The following is a 14,965-nucleotide window of genomic DNA, read 5'->3' as shown; positions in this document are numbered from 1 at the left end:
GGATGTGTAGAGTAAATGAATTTATTAGAAAAAAAAATGGTTGATGTTTTAAAAGACTTGAAAGAGAATCACCACGTTGTAGGTGTAAAAGCAGAGTTTGAAGCAGAAGGAACTCGACTTGAAGAGTCCCTTAGATTGAAAGAAGTTGTAACCAAAGCTGGCTTGGAAATGACAATTAAAATTGGCGGCTGTGAGGCAATACGAGACATGTATGAAGCTCGTGTGATAGGTGTAAATACAATAATCGCACCAATGGTCGAATCCCAATATGCATTGAAAAAATTCCTATCCTCTATTAAGTTAGCGTTCCCGGAAGAAGAAAGAAAAGAAGTCAAGTTTCTCATAAATATTGAGACAATTACTGGTTACAATAATTTCGATGACATGTTGAAATTAAAAGAGATTAATGAGCTAACCGGTGTTGTATTAGGCCGAGTTGATATGACTGGTTCACTTGGACTAACTCGGGAGGATGTAAACTCTCCACAATTATTTGATATCACAAAAACACTTTTTGGAAAAGCAAAGTCAAATAACATGGAATGCGTCATTGGCGGTGGAGTATCTGCTGCAACATTACCTTTTTTAAGAGATTTGGGGCCTGGACAAGTAGATCGTTACGAAACCCGAAAAGTTATTTTCCAATGTCCAGCTGCCTTGAATAGTGAGGCAGATAAAGGAATTTTGAAAGCCGTTGGATTTGAACTTATGTGGCTAAAGAATAAACGTGATTTTTATGGAATGATTTTTGAAGAAGACCGTATACGTATAGAGATGCTTCAAACTCGCTACGATAAACTGATTGCCGAAGCGGGTGGGGTGTATGAGTAATCGAGTAGTCTTAGTAACTGGGGCATCTCGGGGAATTGGACTGGCTATTGCCAATAAATTTAGTAGTCTAGGTTACCGAGTCTTAGCTCCAAGTAGAGAAGAGTTGGATTTAATGTCCAACTCTTCTATTGATGCATTTGTTAAATCAGTAACAAATGTTGATGTTATTGTTAACAATGCTGGAATTAACCTTTTGTCAGGTATCCTAGAACTTCAAGATATAGATCTTAATAATACCATGGAAACGAACTTGTTCGGGCCTCTTCGGTTAATACAAGGTATCATCCCTTATATGATTAAAAAGAGATATGGAAGAATCGTGAATATTAGTTCTATTTGGGGAGGGGTTTCAAAAGAAAGAAGGGTTTCATATTCCATCAGCAAGTCCGCTTTGAATGGCATGACAAGAGCGATCGCTGTTGAGGTAGCTCAATATAATATATTAGTAAATTCATTGGCACCTGGTTTTGTTAATACAGAACTTACGAAAAAGAATAATACAGAAGAAGAATTGAAACAATTATCTGACTCTATCCCTATTAGAAGATTGGCGGAACCAATTGAAATTGCAGAGGTCGCTGGGTTTCTAGGTTCTGAGAATAATAGTTATATTACAGGCCAAACCATATTCGTTGATGGGGGATTTACATGTATCTAGAAGAAATAACGTTGACATCGCGTATTGCCGACTACAAAGTAATTTTTAGTCGTACTTCAGATTTTCTTGAAAAATATATGATAGATCCTAATACTGTATTTATAGTAGATGAAAAAGTATGGGAAACTCATTCTGAAGGTCTCCTAAAGAACTTACCAAAGTCTGAGATTATTTTAATACAAACTCATGAAGAAATGAAGACTTTAGAATCAGTACAAAATTTATATGATAAAATAATGGAAAGAGCTCCAAAGCGAAATATGACGATGATCTCAATCGGTGGTGGGATTACCCAAGATATAACTGGTTTTACTGCATCAACATTATATAGAGGAATTAAGTGGGTGTTTGTTCCAACAACTTTGCTTGCCCAGGCGGATAGCTGTGTAGGCAGCAAAACATCTATTAATTATAAGAAGTATAAAAATTTAATTGGTACATTCTTCCCGCCACAAGAGATCTACATCAACACTGCTTTTGTTAGTACATTAAATGATGTTGATTATTTCAGTGGGCTAGGAGAGGTGGTAAAGCTTCATCTACTGGGTGGTGAAAGGTCAGTTTCTAAGTTGATACAGTTGTTGCCATCACTCATAGAAAAAAAAGATGATGCACTTCTAGCTGCCATCCAAGACTCCTTATTAATTAAACAAAGTTATATCGAATCTGATGAATTTGATACGGGTCGAAGAAATATGCTGAATTTTGGACACTGCTTTGGCCATGCTATAGAATCAGCAACCCAATTTGCGATCCCCCATGGACAAGCAGTCGTATTGGGAATGATACTTGCCAATATCGTAGCTGTAAAGAGAGGGCTATTGTCAGAAACAAAGTATCATTATTTCAATCAGGTACTTTTTCCAATTATAAAGGTGAACCTAGAAGATGTAAGCTTTAAAATAAATGAAATAGTTGATGCTATGAGACAAGATAAAAAGAGAACGGGCAAAGAACTTGCTTTAGTGATGCTTATAGATAATTATGAGGCGATAAAAGTAAATGATTTAACAACAGAGGAAGCAACCAATGTTTTGCAAGAGTTTTATGAAGGAAATATTATGAGGAGGCCTTTTTCTTGATACAATCCAAAGATATAATACTTTTTGATGATACTTATTATGCTATAGCGGAAGTTCACTCAAAAACTTGTGTTGCTTTTAATTGTACAAGAGGTGAACACGGATTCATAGTGGATTCATCACTAAAGTATGAATTACCTTTAGAGGATATCTATGATACCACGATGGAAGAAGTAAAGCTGGATGATCAGCAGTTCGAAATATTAAAAAGAAAACTTATATTTGATAGAGTTGAAGAGTTTTACAATCTTTTTCATCAAAAAAAAGAATTTGTTGCAGGCGAGTCAAGTTTGAGTTACGCGGGGAAAATATATGATCAAAAAGAGATGGTGGCTCTGGCAGATGCTTCTCTCGATTTTTGGTTAACTTATGGTCGGTTTTCAAAACAATTCGAGAAAGAATTTGCTAAATTTTTAGGAGTTAGATATGCATTATTAACTAATTCCGGATCTTCAGCGAATCTTCTTGCTGTTTCTGCTCTAACATCTCCTAAATTAGGTGAGCGTAGACTAAAACCAGGAGATGAGGTCATTACGGTAGCAGCGGGTTTTCCTACCACAGTTGCTCCTATTGTTCAAAATAGGCTAGTTCCAGTATTTGTGGATGTGGATTTAAGTACGTATAATATATCTGTTGCCCAAGTAGAGCAAGCAATTTCCAAAAAAACCAGAGCAATTATGATTGCTCATACAATGGGGAACCCTTTTGATTTAAATCCAATTATGGAAATTGCACAGAAACACAATCTCTGGGTCATCGAGGATAATTGCGATGCCCTGGGATCTAGGTATGAAGGTAAACTCACTGGAACTTTTGGTCACATCGGGACTTCTAGTTTCTACCCTCCCCATCATATCACAATGGGTGAAGGTGGTGCAGTCTATACCAATGATCCAATTATTAAATTAGCGATTGAATCGTTTAGAGATTGGGGAAGAGATTGCTGGTGTGCTTCTGGATGTGATGATACCTGTAAAAAAAGATTTGGCTGGCAACTAGGTCAACTCCCTTATGGGTATGACCACAAATATACGTATTCCCACTTGGGCTATAACCTTAAAGTAACAGATATGCAGGCTGCAATTGGACTCGAACAGCTCAAAAAGCTTCCAAACTTTGTTGATAAAAGAATTAACAATTTTAACTTATTGAGGGGTAAACTCGAGCATCTGTCTGATATACTAATATTGCCTCATGCCACTGCTAATAGTTCGCCTAGTTGGTTTGGCTTTATATTGACTGTTAAAGATGGGAACAAATACTCTAGAAATAAAATTACACAATACTTAGAATCTCATAAGATCCAAACACGAATGTTATTTGCAGGAAATTTGATTAAGCATCCTGCATTTGATGGTGTAGAATATCGTCTGGCTAGTGATTTGGCTAACACAGATAAGATTATGAACGATACATTTCTGGTGGGAGTCTATCCAGGTTTAACAGAAGAAATGATTGATTACATGAGTGAGAAAATTTCACAGGCAGTCGAAGAATCTAAAAACAATTAACTAGAAGTCAGCCCCCTTAGGGGGGCTCCTTTAGAAGGGCTGTGTATGTTTACGTATGACAGAATTCTTAAGGAAGTTTGACCGTCAATTCATTCGTTTTTTATTTGTAGGAGGACTAAATACGATATTTGGTTATGCAGTGTTCTCCTTGTTTCTATACTTTAATTTTCATTATACTATTGCTTCCTTATTATCGACTTTACTTGGAATTTTATTTAATTTTAAAACAATTGGTAGGCTGGTTTTTGAAAATAAAAATAATCGACTATTCTACCGCTTTATGGCGGTTTATCTTATAATGTACTTATTAAATATCCTTTTACTGAAGCTGCTTTCATCAGTTTTTTCAAATCTATATTATTTAGCTGCAGTGCTTATTATCCCTATGGCGATTCTCTCTTTTCTTTTAAACAAATCAATAGTTTTTAGGAGGATTCATGAGGAAAAGAATTAGTGTTGTTACCCCTTGCTACAACGAAGAAGAGAATGCTTTGGAGTTGTATAAGCAAATTAAAGAAGTATTTGACCAGTTACCTCAATATGATTATGAACACATATATATTGATAACTCGTCTAAGGATGAAACTGTAAGGATAGTAAAAGAGATTTGCAGAGTTGATCCTAATGTAAAGTTGATTGTAAATGTAAGGAATTTTGGTCATATTCGCTCACCTTTTCACGGGTTACTTCAAGCTAATGGTGATGCTGTTATTCTAATGGTTTCAGATCTTCAAGACCCACCAACAATGATCAAGGATTTCATAGAAAAGTGGGAGGAAGGGTTCAAGGTAGTTCTGGGGGTGAAGGTAGAAAGTGAGGAAACGGCAGCAATGTTTGCTATTCGCAAACTATACTATAATTTTATTAACCGCATCTCTGATATTGAATTAACACGCAACAATACTGGATTTGGTCTTTATGATAAAGAAGTCATTTCGATTCTTAAAGACATAAACGACCCCTACCCGTATTTCCGTGGATTAATATCTGATATTGGATTCGAGAGTTTTAAAATACCATATAAGCAGCCTTCACGAAAAAGAGGAATCACAAAAAATAATTTTTATACATTGTATGATATGGCTATGCTTGGAATCACCAATCATTCCAAAATTCCATTAAGGTTGGCTACCATATTTGGGTTCGCTTTATCTTTTGTTAGCTTATTAGTGGCTGTTGTATATTTTATACTTAAATTATTGTTGTGGAAATACATTCCTTTTGGTATTGCGCCGTTAGTAATAGGTATGTTTTTCTTTGCCTCTGTTCAGTTGTTTTTTATTGGGATGTTAGGCGAATACGTTGGAGCAGTTCATACACAAGTTTTAAAGAGACCATTAGTAATTGAGAAAGAAAGAGTAAATTTTGTAAAAGAGGAATCGAAAACAATGTTATCAGTTTAGTATGAAAATTGGAGGGAGTAGTATGAAAGGAATAATACTCGCAGGAGGGACAGGGTCCCGTCTTTTCCCATTAACAAAGGTTACTAATAAACATCTACTGCCTGTTGGCAAGTATCCGATGATTTTTCACTCAATTGCCAAATTAAAAGAGTCTGATATTTCGGATATCCTCATCATTACAGGTAAAGACCACATGGGTGATGTAGTAAACTTACTAGGAAGTGGCGGTGAGTTTGGAGTAACCCTCACTTACAAAGTACAAGATGAAGCGGGTGGCATTGCACAAGCGCTTGGGCTGGCCGAACAATTTGTGAATGGTGATCAAATGGTTGTGATCCTAGGCGATAATGTATTTGAAGACGGTATTTCGTCATTTGTCTCTAATTTCCGACAGCAAGAGAAGGGAGCAAAAATTCTAATCCAGAAAGTTCATGATCCTCAACGATACGGCGTAGCGGAATTGGACGGAGATAAAATTGTTTCAATTGAGGAAAAACCTAAAAACCCTAAAAGTAGTTATGCTGTTACTGGTATATATATGTACGATAGCCAAGTGTTTGATATTGTAAAAACTTTGAAACCTTCTGGCCGCGGCGAATTAGAAATTACTGATGTGAATAATGCGTATATCGAAAAGAACCAGCTTTCTTATGATATTTTACAAGGCTGGTGGACTGATGCTGGAACACATGCTTCGCTGACCAAAGCCAATGAATTAGCTAAGGACATTATGTTTGGCGAAGAATTCGGACAACTCAAACTATAAACTGAGGTGTAGTCATGCAAGTTTTACAAACTAAATTACCCGGTGTAAAGTTGATCGAACCCGCTGTATTCGGTGACCATCGGGGTTTTTTTATGGAAAGCTATAATGACGAAACGTTCAAGACACATGGAATTTGTCATGCGTTTGTTCAAGATAATCATTCTTTATCAGTCGAAGCGGGCGTATTGCGAGGGCTGCATTATCAGCTTCCTCCCAAAGCACAGACCAAGCTAGTTCGCTGTACAAATGGAGCAATTTATGATGTTGTCGTGGATATCCGTAAAGGTTCTCCAACTTTCGGACAATGGCAAGGTTTCATTTTAAGTGAAGCAAATAAACGGCAACTCTTGGTGCCTCAAGGTTTTGCTCATGGCTTTTGCACACTCGTTTCTAATTGTGAGGTGCAGTATAAAGTTGATGCTTTGTACTCCCCTGATCATGATCGGGGTATTGCATGGAATGATCCAGCGCTGGGAATAGATTGGCCGACCTCTACGCCAGTATTGTCTGAGAAAGATACAAAGCATCCCTTATTAGCAGATGCAGAGCTTAACTTTATTTATGAAGGGTAAGTGAATGTAATGAAACTATTAATTACAGGTGGAGCTGGCTTTATTGGCAGCAACTTTGTTTTATATATGGCTAATAAATACCCTGACTATCAGTTGATCAATATTGATGCATTAACGTATGCGGGAAATTTGGAAAACTTGAGTTCAATTGAAAGCCATCCAAACCATCGATTTGTGAAAGCTGATATTACCGATCGCGCGGCGCTTGAGCCGTTATTCGCAGAAGGGGTCGAAGCGGTAATCAATTTCGCCGCGGAGTCCCATGTAGACCGTAGTATTTTACAGCCGGATGTTTTTGTGCGTACCAATATTTTAGGTACACAAGTGTTGCTCGATCTTGCGAAGCAATATAGTATAAGTAAGTTTGTCCAAGTGTCGACTGATGAGGTTTATGGTACGTTAGGTGAGACAGGCCTCTTTACAGAAGATACCCCGCTATCTCCGAATAGTCCTTATTCTGCGAGTAAAGCGGGAGCGGACCTCCTCGTTCGCGCTTACCATGAAACTTTCGGAATGAATGTAAATATTACGCGCTGTTCCAATAACTATGGGCCATATCAGTTTCCTGAGAAACTTATCCCGCTTATGATCCAGAACGCCCTTGCAGATAAACCGCTGCCTATCTATGGCGACGGCATGAATGTACGCGATTGGCTTTATGTTGAGGATCATTGTAATGCCATTGATCTTGTCCTGCATAATGGACGAGCAGGTGAAGTATACAATGTCGGTGGAAACAATGAGAGAAATAATATTCAAGTGGTCCGTACTATCTTAGAAGAGCTGGGCAAACCGGAATCTTTAATTAGCTATGTAAAGGATCGCCTCGGTCATGACCGGCGGTATGCTATCGATGCGGAGAAGATTCGCCGGGAGTTGGGATGGCAACCGAAGTATGTTTATGAATCGGGCATAAAAGAGACGATTCGTTGGTACTTGGCGAATACATCTTGGATGGAACAAGTGACATCTGGAGCTTACCAGCAGTATTATGAGATACAGTATAAAGAGCGTTTGGGGGCAAGGGAGTGAAAGATCGGCGATTTAGAATACTTGTAACTGGCGCAAATGGCCAACTAGGTAAAGAGCTGGTTCAACTGCCGCAGCAAGCCGATCTTAAAATCATTGGTTTTGGTCGGGATATCTTGGATATTACCGACTTGGCCGCTTGCCGCAATGTATTGATGGAATATCGACCAGATGCTGTGATTCACTGTGCCGCCTATACAGCGGTAGATAAAGCTGAAGAGGAGCCAGACGTAGCTTTCAGTGTGAATGCTGCTGGGACTCGTAATGTGGCGCTAGCTTCAGAAGAGCTCGGCGCCAAGTTTGCATATATCAGTACAGATTATGTATTTGGTGGAAGCGGGAATCAACCATACAATGAGTATGATCGGCTTGATCCCCAAACGACATATGGAAAGTCTAAATTAGCAGGTGAACAGCTAACTCAAACGTTAAATAGTCGATATTTTATTGTCCGGACTTCGTGGGTTTATGGACGGTATGGTAATAATTTTGTGAACACAATGTTGAAATTAGCGAGAGAGAAGGATCAGTTAAAAGTTGTGCATGATCAGGTTGGATCGCCGACCTATACTCTTGATTTGGCTCACTTTTTGATTGAGCTTGTTCAAACAGATTATTACGGAGTTTATCACGCCTCTAATAGCGGATATTGCTCGTGGTACGAATTTGCCGCAACTATTTTCGCTGAAAGTGACTTAACGATTAAGCTTGAACCGTGCACAACTGATGAATTTCCACGCCCCGCACCTCGTCCGGCATATTCGGTGATGGATCACTGCATGCTTCGCAGTATAGGCTTTCAATCGTTACGACATTGGAAAGAGGGACTCCGGCATTATTTACAAAGCATTGAGTGAAGTGTTGTGTCTAATCAGAACAATCGTCCCGCCGCGGTGAGCTGGAGATAACTGAAGTTAATAACGCCTACATCTTAAGCAATGAGCTTGAATATGATATTCTCAACGGCTGGTGGACTGACGCGGGGACACACGAGTCCTTGGCTCGAGCGAATGAACTTGCTAAGGATATTCATCTGGGCGAAGAGTTTGGCAGGCTGAAACTTTAACTTCGGGAGGACGATTGGATGTTGATCAAGGATACGCAGCTTCCGGGAGTGAAATTAATCGAACCCGCCGTGCGCGGCGATCATCGCGGTTTTTTTATGGAGAGCTACAATGAGTCGAAATTTGCCGAGAATGGTCTTCACCTGCAGTTTGTGCAGGATAACCATTCTCTTTCTGTAGAGCAGGGCGTTTTGCGCGGGCTTCATTATCAGCTTAATCCCAAGGCGCAGTCAAAGCTTGTGCGGGTGGTTGCAGGCGCCATTTACGATGTTGTCGTTGACATTCGGCAGGACTCTCCAACGTACGGCCAGTGGCAAGGCTTCGAGCTCAGTGCTGCCAATAAGCTGCAGCTGCTGGTTCCGCGAGGGTTTGCGCATGGTTTTTGTACTCTTTCTCCTAATTGTGAAGTGTTGTATAAGGTCGATGCACTGTATTCTCCAGAACATGATCGGGGCATCGCCTGGAACGATCCGGCGCTTGGTATTGTGTGGCCGACAGACCGACCGATTTTGTCGGAGAAAGATGCTAAACATCCGACACTGGCCGCGGCGGAAATTAATTTTACGTATGAAGGGTGATGTTCTGCTATGAAACTGCTCGTTACTGGAGGCGCCGGGTTCATCGGCAGCAATTTCATCTTATATATGGCAAAACGCTATCCTGCCTATGAAATTGTAAATGTTGATGCGCTTACTTATGCCGGCAATTTGGAAAATTTGCGCGCTGTGGAGCAGCATTCCTGTTACAGTTTTGCAAAAATCGACATTACGGACCGCGCGGCGCTTGAGCCGCTGTTTGCCGGGGGTGTGGATGCGATCATTAATTTTGCCGCGGAGTCGCATGTCGACCGCAGCATTGTGCAGCCGGATATTTTTGTGCGGACGAATGTGCTGGGGACGCAGACGCTGCTTGAGCTGTCCAAGCGCTACAATGTCGCCAAGTTCGTGCAGGTTTCCACCGATGAGGTGTATGGCACGCTGGGCGATACGGGGCTTTTTACAGAAGAGACGCCGCTTGCTCCGAACAGTCCGTATTCCGCGAGTAAAGCGGGAGCGGATTTGCTTGTGCGTGCTTATTATGAAACGTTCGGAATGAATGTTAACATTACGCGCTGCTCCAATAACTATGGTCCGTATCAATTCCCGGAGAAGTTAATTCCTCTGATGATTCATAATGCATTGGCAGATCGTTCATTGCCTGTTTACGGTGACGGAATGAACGTCCGCGACTGGCTTTATGTCGAGGATCATTGCAGTGCAATCGATCTGGTTTTGCATAATGGACGTGCAGGTGAGGTGTACAATGTAGGCGGCAACAATGAACGCAACAATCTGCAGGTGGTCCGTACTATTTTGGCTGAGCTGGGTAAGCCGGAATCGCTCATTGCTTACGTCCAGGATCGGCCTGGTCACGATCGGCGTTATGCGATAGCTGCCGAAAAAATTCGCCATGAGCTGGGCTGGCAGCCACAGTACGATTACGAGCAGGGCATCAGGGAGACGATTCGCTGGTATTTGGCCAACCCGCTCTGGATGGAGCGGGTCACGACAGGTGCTTATCAGAGCTACTATGAGAAACAGTATGGCGGGAGTTTGGAGGCGGAAGGGTGACGGGGGGGCGTTATAAAGTCCTGGTCACTGGTGCAAATGGTCAGATAGGGAGGGAGCTCCTCAATCTGCCGCAGCAAGACGACATGGACATTGTAGGGTATGGACGCAAGGAACTGGATGTAACGGATCCGGCCGCATGCCGCCAGGCGCTGCTTGAGATCCGGCCGCAAGCGATCATTCATTGTGCGGCCTACACAGCAGTAGACCGGGCGGAGGAAGAGCCGGATCTGGCTTTTTCTATTAATGCAGCAGGTACTCGCAATCTGGCAATCATAGCTGAGGAGATTGGAGCGAAGTTCATTTATATCAGTACGGACTATGTCTTTGATGGTCAAGCGGTACGACCATACCAAGAGTATGACCAGCCTAATCCGCAAACGGTATACGGCAAGTCGAAATTGGCGGGGGAACAGCTGACGCAGACGCTGGTCAGACGGCATTTTATTGTCCGTACTTCATGGGTGTTTGGGCAGTACGGCAACAATTTTGTGAAGACGATGCTGAAGCTTGCAGGCGAGCGCGAACAGTTGCAAGTCGTAAACGACCAGTTTGGATCGCCGACCTATGCGCTTGATTTGGCCTGCTTTTTGATGCAGCTGGTTCGTACCGATTTTTACGGGGTTTATCATGTGTCGAATACAGGATCTTGCTCATGGTATGAATTTGCCGCAACTATTTTCGCTGAACGTCGTCTAATAATTAGACTCGATTCATGCACGACTGAGGAATATCCGCGCCCGGCACCTCGTCCAGCTTATTCCGTATTGGATCATAGCGTGCTGCGCAGCAGAGGGTTCGAATCGTTGCGTCACTGGAAAGAGGCGCTGCGACACTATTTACGAGGGCAGTGAGTGATGGAGCATGTCAGAACAGTATCGCCATTCTACTGTAAGTGTCTGTATAGTGACCTACAACAGCGCAGAAGACATAGAGGACTGCTTGCATGCTGTGCTGAAGCAGTCCTTTCCTATTGCTTCTATTGTTGTAGTTGATAACAATTCGCAGGACGCTACTTGTGAATTGGTGGAGCGTTTTGTGTCGCGCGGGGTCAAATTTATTCGCAATGAGAATAATAACGGCTTTGCCGGCGGCCACAACCTGGCCAGATCATACACAGATTCGACATATGTTTTGGTGCTAAATCCGGATGTGCGGCTGGAACGGGATTATGTGCTGGCGCTGGTGAAATTTCTGGACAAACATCCTGAGGTCGGCAGTGCGACCGGACAGCTGCGGCTGGCCAGCGATCCTGAGCGTATGGACAGTGCCGGCATTGCGCTGAGAAGCGACCATAACGCTTACGATCTTGCCGCGGGCGAGCCGGCAGCGAGATGGGATCAGGCGCAGGAAGTGTTCGGGGTATCCGGCGCCGCTGCCATGTACCGCTCAACGATGATGGAGCAGATCGCCTATGAGGGCCAGTTTTTTGATGAAGTGTTTTTTGCCTACAAGGAGGATGTGGATGTCGCATGGCGGGCCAGACATTACGGCTGGAAGGCTTGGTATGTTCCGGCGGCAAGGGCGGTGCATCATCGCGGGTGGAAGACAGGCGGCCGCAAGTCGATCGCTTTATTCGTCAGAAGACATTCTTATCAAAATCGTTTTTTTGTGCTGATTAAAAATGAGCGCCGCGGAAAGCATTGGTGGAAGCTGCTGCCGCTTTTATTGGTCAAGGAAGGAGCGAAGCTGGGATATATTGTTTTGCGCGAGCCTGGCTTGTTGGCCTGCTGGCCGTTCATTATCAAACAGCTGCCGGATATGTGGCAAAAACGGAAGCATATGTTGGCAGGGCGGAAATCTACATCTCCCGGCCATTAAAGTCTTGGTCGGCCCCATTTATTTTGGTAAACTAGAATGTAATTGAGAAACTATGCGACTAGTTTCGTTCTCAATTAGAGCATAGGGAGGGTTAGCGACATGATTCGGCAAAATCAGCGCTTTTTGACGCAAATCTATGTTTTAACCGACGCGCTCTGCATGCTGCTGGTTTTTCTGGCGGCTTACTGGGTTAAATTCAGCAGCGGCTGGGTTTCATCCGGCGGTACGCTTCCCTTCAGCAGCTATTTGCTGTGGGGAACGGTTTATGCCTTTGCAGCGGTTCTGCTGGGCTTCTATGTAGGCTTCTATGCGCCGCGGCGGCGAAAAAGCTTCGCTGCTGACTTATGGAAGATCATTCAGGTGCAGACGTTGAGTTTCCTCGGCTTGCTCAGTATGCTTTATGTCGCCAAGCAAGTGCATATTTCGCGTGAGCTGCTGGCAATGTTTTTTGCCGCAAATATTATCGCGTTGGCGGGGTACAGGTACACCGTCAAGATGTGGCTCTTCCGGCTGAGACGCAAAGGATACAATAAGAAGTACGTCCTTATTCTTGGAGCAGGATCTGTAGGACGCAGCTTTTATCACAGATTGGGCCAGCATCCGGAGCTTGGTTATGACGTATTTGGTTTTTTGGATGATTTCCTGCAGGAGCATCCTGAACCCTACGGGCATCTGAAGCCGATTGTCGGCAAAGTGGAAGATTTGGAGGCGATTTTGAATCGCCACCGCAATATCGATGAGGTCATTATGGCGCTGCCGCTGGATGCGCATGATAAATATGCGGAAATTATCAATATTTGCGATAATGCAGGGGCGAAGACGCTGATTATTCCGGATTATTTCGACATTTTGCCCTCGCGGCCGTTTTTCGACAATTTTGCCGGTATTCCATTAATTAATGTAAGGGACATCCCGTTAGACGAGTTAAGCAACCGGCTGTTAAAGCGCACTTTTGACATTGTATTTTCGATTATCGCGATTATTTTGGTGTCGCCTGTTATGCTGTTTGCGTACATAGGCATCAAATTGACATCGCCTGGGCCGGTCATTTACAAGCAGGAGCGGATGGGGCTTAATCGAAGAACCTTTTATATGTATAAGTTTCGCTCGATGCATGTAAGCGATCCGTCGGTCGGGGACACGCAGTGGACGGTGGAGAATGATCCGCGGCGGACGCAGTTTGGCGCTTTTCTCCGCAAGACCAGCATTGATGAGCTGCCGCAGTTTTTCAATGTGCTTGCCGGCCATATGAGCGTAGTCGGGCCGCGGCCCGAACGGCCGTTTTTCGTAGACCAGTTTAAAGAGGAAATTCCCAAGTATATGGTGAAGCATCATATCCGGCCTGGCATTACCGGATGGGCGCAGACGAACGGGCTGCGCGGGGATACATCGATTCAAGAGCGGATTCGGCATGATCTGTTTTATATTGAAAACTGGACTTTTTTCTTTGATCTGAAGATTATCGTCAAGACCATCACGAAAGGGCTTATCAATAAAAATGCTTACTGAATCTGTTGGAGCAGCTGAGATGCCATTTCGAATTTCGGTAATTATCCCTACTTATAATGCAGGATCTGAGTTGCAGCAATTAATACGCAAGCTATGGTGGCAATCGGTTCCCCCCTATGAAATTGTCATAGTTGACTCGTCATCAAAAGATGGGTCAGCCCAGCTGGCGGAGCGAGAGGGAGCAAGGGTGCTTTCGATTCCGCAAAGTGAATTTGATCATGGCGGGACGCGCAATTTTGCCGCTGGCATGGCCCGGGGCGATGTGCTCGTCTTTATGACCCAGGATGCCATTCCGGACAATGACGAGCTGCTCAAAGAGCTTACAGCACCCTTATATATAGAAGAAACAGCTTGCGTCTATGCGAGGCAGCTGGCCAGAGATGAAGCGACTGTTCTTGAACAGTTGGCCCGCTTGTACAATTATCCTCCGGAATCGCAGGTAAAGGAGCAGGCAGACATTCCGCAGCTTGGGCTTAAAACTTTTTTCTGCTCTAATGTATGTTCAGCTGTGCGGAAGGAAATGTTTGTGGATAGCGGAAGGTTTCCAGAACCGGTTATCTTTAATGAAGATTTGTTTTTTGCGGCGGCCTGCGTGCTGCGCGGCTACAAAATAGTTTACGCAGCGGATGCGCGGGTCATTCATTCTCACGATTACACTTTGAAGCAGCAGTTCAAGCGCTTTTTCGATAATGGCGTCTCCATGCGCAGACATGATTGGATTTACCAGTACGCGGCAGTTGGCGGCGAAGGCTTGAAGATGGTGCGCATGATGCTGAAAGAGCTGGCGCGGAAAGGGCAGTGGCTGCTGGTTCCCAAGCTTATAGCAGAATCGGCTGCGAAGTTTCTAGGCTATCAATTGGGCAAACGGTATAATAAGCTGCCAAGAGCGCTTTGTGTGAGGTTCAGCATGCACCGTAAAATATGGGACAAGCTCGATATGAAGGCGCAATCGACTAATGTTGCCGGACATAGCTAGGAGGAAAACCGGTTCGCAATCTGCGAGGCCGGTTTTTTCTTCTATATAATAGAGGAAAGAAATGAGCCTAGAAAATACTTATATATTCGCCCAACATTTTTGTTGCATTCGTCCATCCTTTTCGCTATAATAGTGA

At 43.3% G+C, this 14,965-nt stretch carries 16 protein-coding genes and 1 pseudogene; all 17 read left to right on the top strand.

Annotation, left to right across the window (positions count from 1 at the left end; genetic code table 11):
* Window positions 1-15: 15 nt before the first annotated feature.
* The 17 genes and pseudogenes from ACFQ0N_RS33070 (at window position 16) to ACFQ0N_RS32990 (ending at window position 14,829) form a co-directional block, all read left to right on the top strand.
* Window positions 16-831 carry an aldolase/citrate lyase family protein gene (locus ACFQ0N_RS33070; RefSeq protein ID WP_379334382.1) on the top strand — a complete coding sequence of 272 codons (816 nt, stop codon included), beginning with the start codon at window positions 16-18 and terminating at the stop codon, window positions 829-831.
* Window positions 824-1,489: an SDR family NAD(P)-dependent oxidoreductase gene (locus ACFQ0N_RS33065; protein ID WP_379334381.1), complete on the top strand. Its 666-nt coding sequence runs from the start codon at window positions 824-826 to the stop codon at window positions 1,487-1,489. Before ACFQ0N_RS33070 ends, ACFQ0N_RS33065 begins: the two co-directional genes overlap by 8 nt.
* Window positions 1,480-2,571 (top strand): AroB-related putative sugar phosphate phospholyase (cyclizing), encoded by a 1,092-nt coding sequence (locus tag ACFQ0N_RS33060; RefSeq protein WP_379334380.1) that lies wholly within the window; start codon window positions 1,480-1,482, stop codon window positions 2,569-2,571. The genes ACFQ0N_RS33065 and ACFQ0N_RS33060 overlap by 10 nt, the downstream gene beginning before the upstream one ends.
* Window positions 2,568-4,082: a lipopolysaccharide biosynthesis protein RfbH gene (rfbH, locus tag ACFQ0N_RS33055; RefSeq protein ID WP_379334379.1), complete on the top strand. Its 1,515-nt coding sequence runs from the start codon at window positions 2,568-2,570 to the stop codon at window positions 4,080-4,082. The genes ACFQ0N_RS33060 and rfbH overlap by 4 nt, the downstream gene beginning before the upstream one ends.
* A gap of 55 nt (window positions 4,083-4,137) precedes the next feature.
* Complete coding sequence (locus ACFQ0N_RS33050) at window positions 4,138-4,536, top strand: GtrA family protein (protein WP_379334378.1); 399 nt, start codon at window positions 4,138-4,140, stop codon at window positions 4,534-4,536.
* Window positions 4,520-5,485 (top strand): glycosyltransferase family 2 protein, encoded by a 966-nt coding sequence (locus tag ACFQ0N_RS33045; protein WP_379334377.1) that lies wholly within the window; start codon window positions 4,520-4,522, stop codon window positions 5,483-5,485. Before ACFQ0N_RS33050 ends, ACFQ0N_RS33045 begins: the two co-directional genes overlap by 17 nt.
* Before the next feature lie 22 nt (window positions 5,486-5,507).
* On the top strand, window positions 5,508-6,251 hold the full coding sequence (locus ACFQ0N_RS33040) for a sugar phosphate nucleotidyltransferase (protein WP_379334376.1): 744 nt from the start codon (window positions 5,508-5,510) through the stop codon (window positions 6,249-6,251).
* Between the two features lie 14 nt (window positions 6,252-6,265).
* Window positions 6,266-6,823: a dTDP-4-dehydrorhamnose 3,5-epimerase gene (gene rfbC / locus ACFQ0N_RS33035; RefSeq protein ID WP_379334375.1), complete on the top strand. Its 558-nt coding sequence runs from the start codon at window positions 6,266-6,268 to the stop codon at window positions 6,821-6,823.
* Between the two features lie 9 nt (window positions 6,824-6,832).
* Entirely contained in the window at window positions 6,833-7,855 is a 1,023-nt protein-coding gene (gene rfbB / locus ACFQ0N_RS33030) for a dTDP-glucose 4,6-dehydratase (protein WP_379334374.1), read from the top strand.
* Window positions 7,852-8,709, top strand: a complete 858-nt coding sequence (rfbD, locus tag ACFQ0N_RS33025) for a dTDP-4-dehydrorhamnose reductase (protein ID WP_379334373.1) — start codon at window positions 7,852-7,854, stop codon at window positions 8,707-8,709. The genes rfbB (ACFQ0N_RS33030) and rfbD (ACFQ0N_RS33025) overlap by 4 nt, the downstream gene beginning before the upstream one ends.
* 20 nt (window positions 8,710-8,729) lie before the next feature.
* Window positions 8,730-8,918, top strand: a pseudogene (locus tag ACFQ0N_RS33020) (sugar phosphate nucleotidyltransferase); the annotation flags it as partial.
* 18 nt (window positions 8,919-8,936) lie between these two features.
* Window positions 8,937-9,494: a dTDP-4-dehydrorhamnose 3,5-epimerase gene (rfbC, locus tag ACFQ0N_RS33015; RefSeq protein WP_379334372.1), complete on the top strand. Its 558-nt coding sequence runs from the start codon at window positions 8,937-8,939 to the stop codon at window positions 9,492-9,494.
* A 9-nt stretch (window positions 9,495-9,503) separates the two neighbouring features.
* Entirely contained in the window at window positions 9,504-10,526 is a 1,023-nt protein-coding gene (rfbB, locus tag ACFQ0N_RS33010; protein WP_379334371.1) for a dTDP-glucose 4,6-dehydratase, read from the top strand.
* Window positions 10,523-11,377: a dTDP-4-dehydrorhamnose reductase gene (gene rfbD / locus ACFQ0N_RS33005; protein ID WP_379334370.1), complete on the top strand. Its 855-nt coding sequence runs from the start codon at window positions 10,523-10,525 to the stop codon at window positions 11,375-11,377. Before rfbB (ACFQ0N_RS33010) ends, rfbD (ACFQ0N_RS33005) begins: the two co-directional genes overlap by 4 nt.
* 10 nt (window positions 11,378-11,387) lie before the next feature.
* On the top strand, window positions 11,388-12,344 hold the full coding sequence (locus ACFQ0N_RS33000) for a glycosyltransferase family 2 protein (protein WP_379334369.1): 957 nt from the start codon (window positions 11,388-11,390) through the stop codon (window positions 12,342-12,344).
* Window positions 12,345-12,443: 99 nt separating this feature from the next.
* Entirely contained in the window at window positions 12,444-13,853 is a 1,410-nt protein-coding gene (locus ACFQ0N_RS32995; RefSeq protein ID WP_379334368.1) for an undecaprenyl-phosphate glucose phosphotransferase, read from the top strand.
* 19 nt (window positions 13,854-13,872) lie between these two features.
* A complete protein-coding gene (locus tag ACFQ0N_RS32990; protein ID WP_379334367.1) occupies window positions 13,873-14,829 on the top strand; it encodes a glycosyltransferase family 2 protein in 957 nt (318 codons plus the stop codon).
* Window positions 14,830-14,965 lie beyond the last annotated feature (136 nt).

The sequence above is a fragment of the Paenibacillus sp. GCM10027626 genome (assembly GCF_042676285.1).
Lineage (GTDB): Bacteria > Bacillota > Bacilli > Paenibacillales > Paenibacillaceae > Paenibacillus_Z.
The sequence above is the reverse complement of the archived record's forward strand: the minus strand, read 5'-3'. Positions and strand labels throughout refer to the sequence as shown.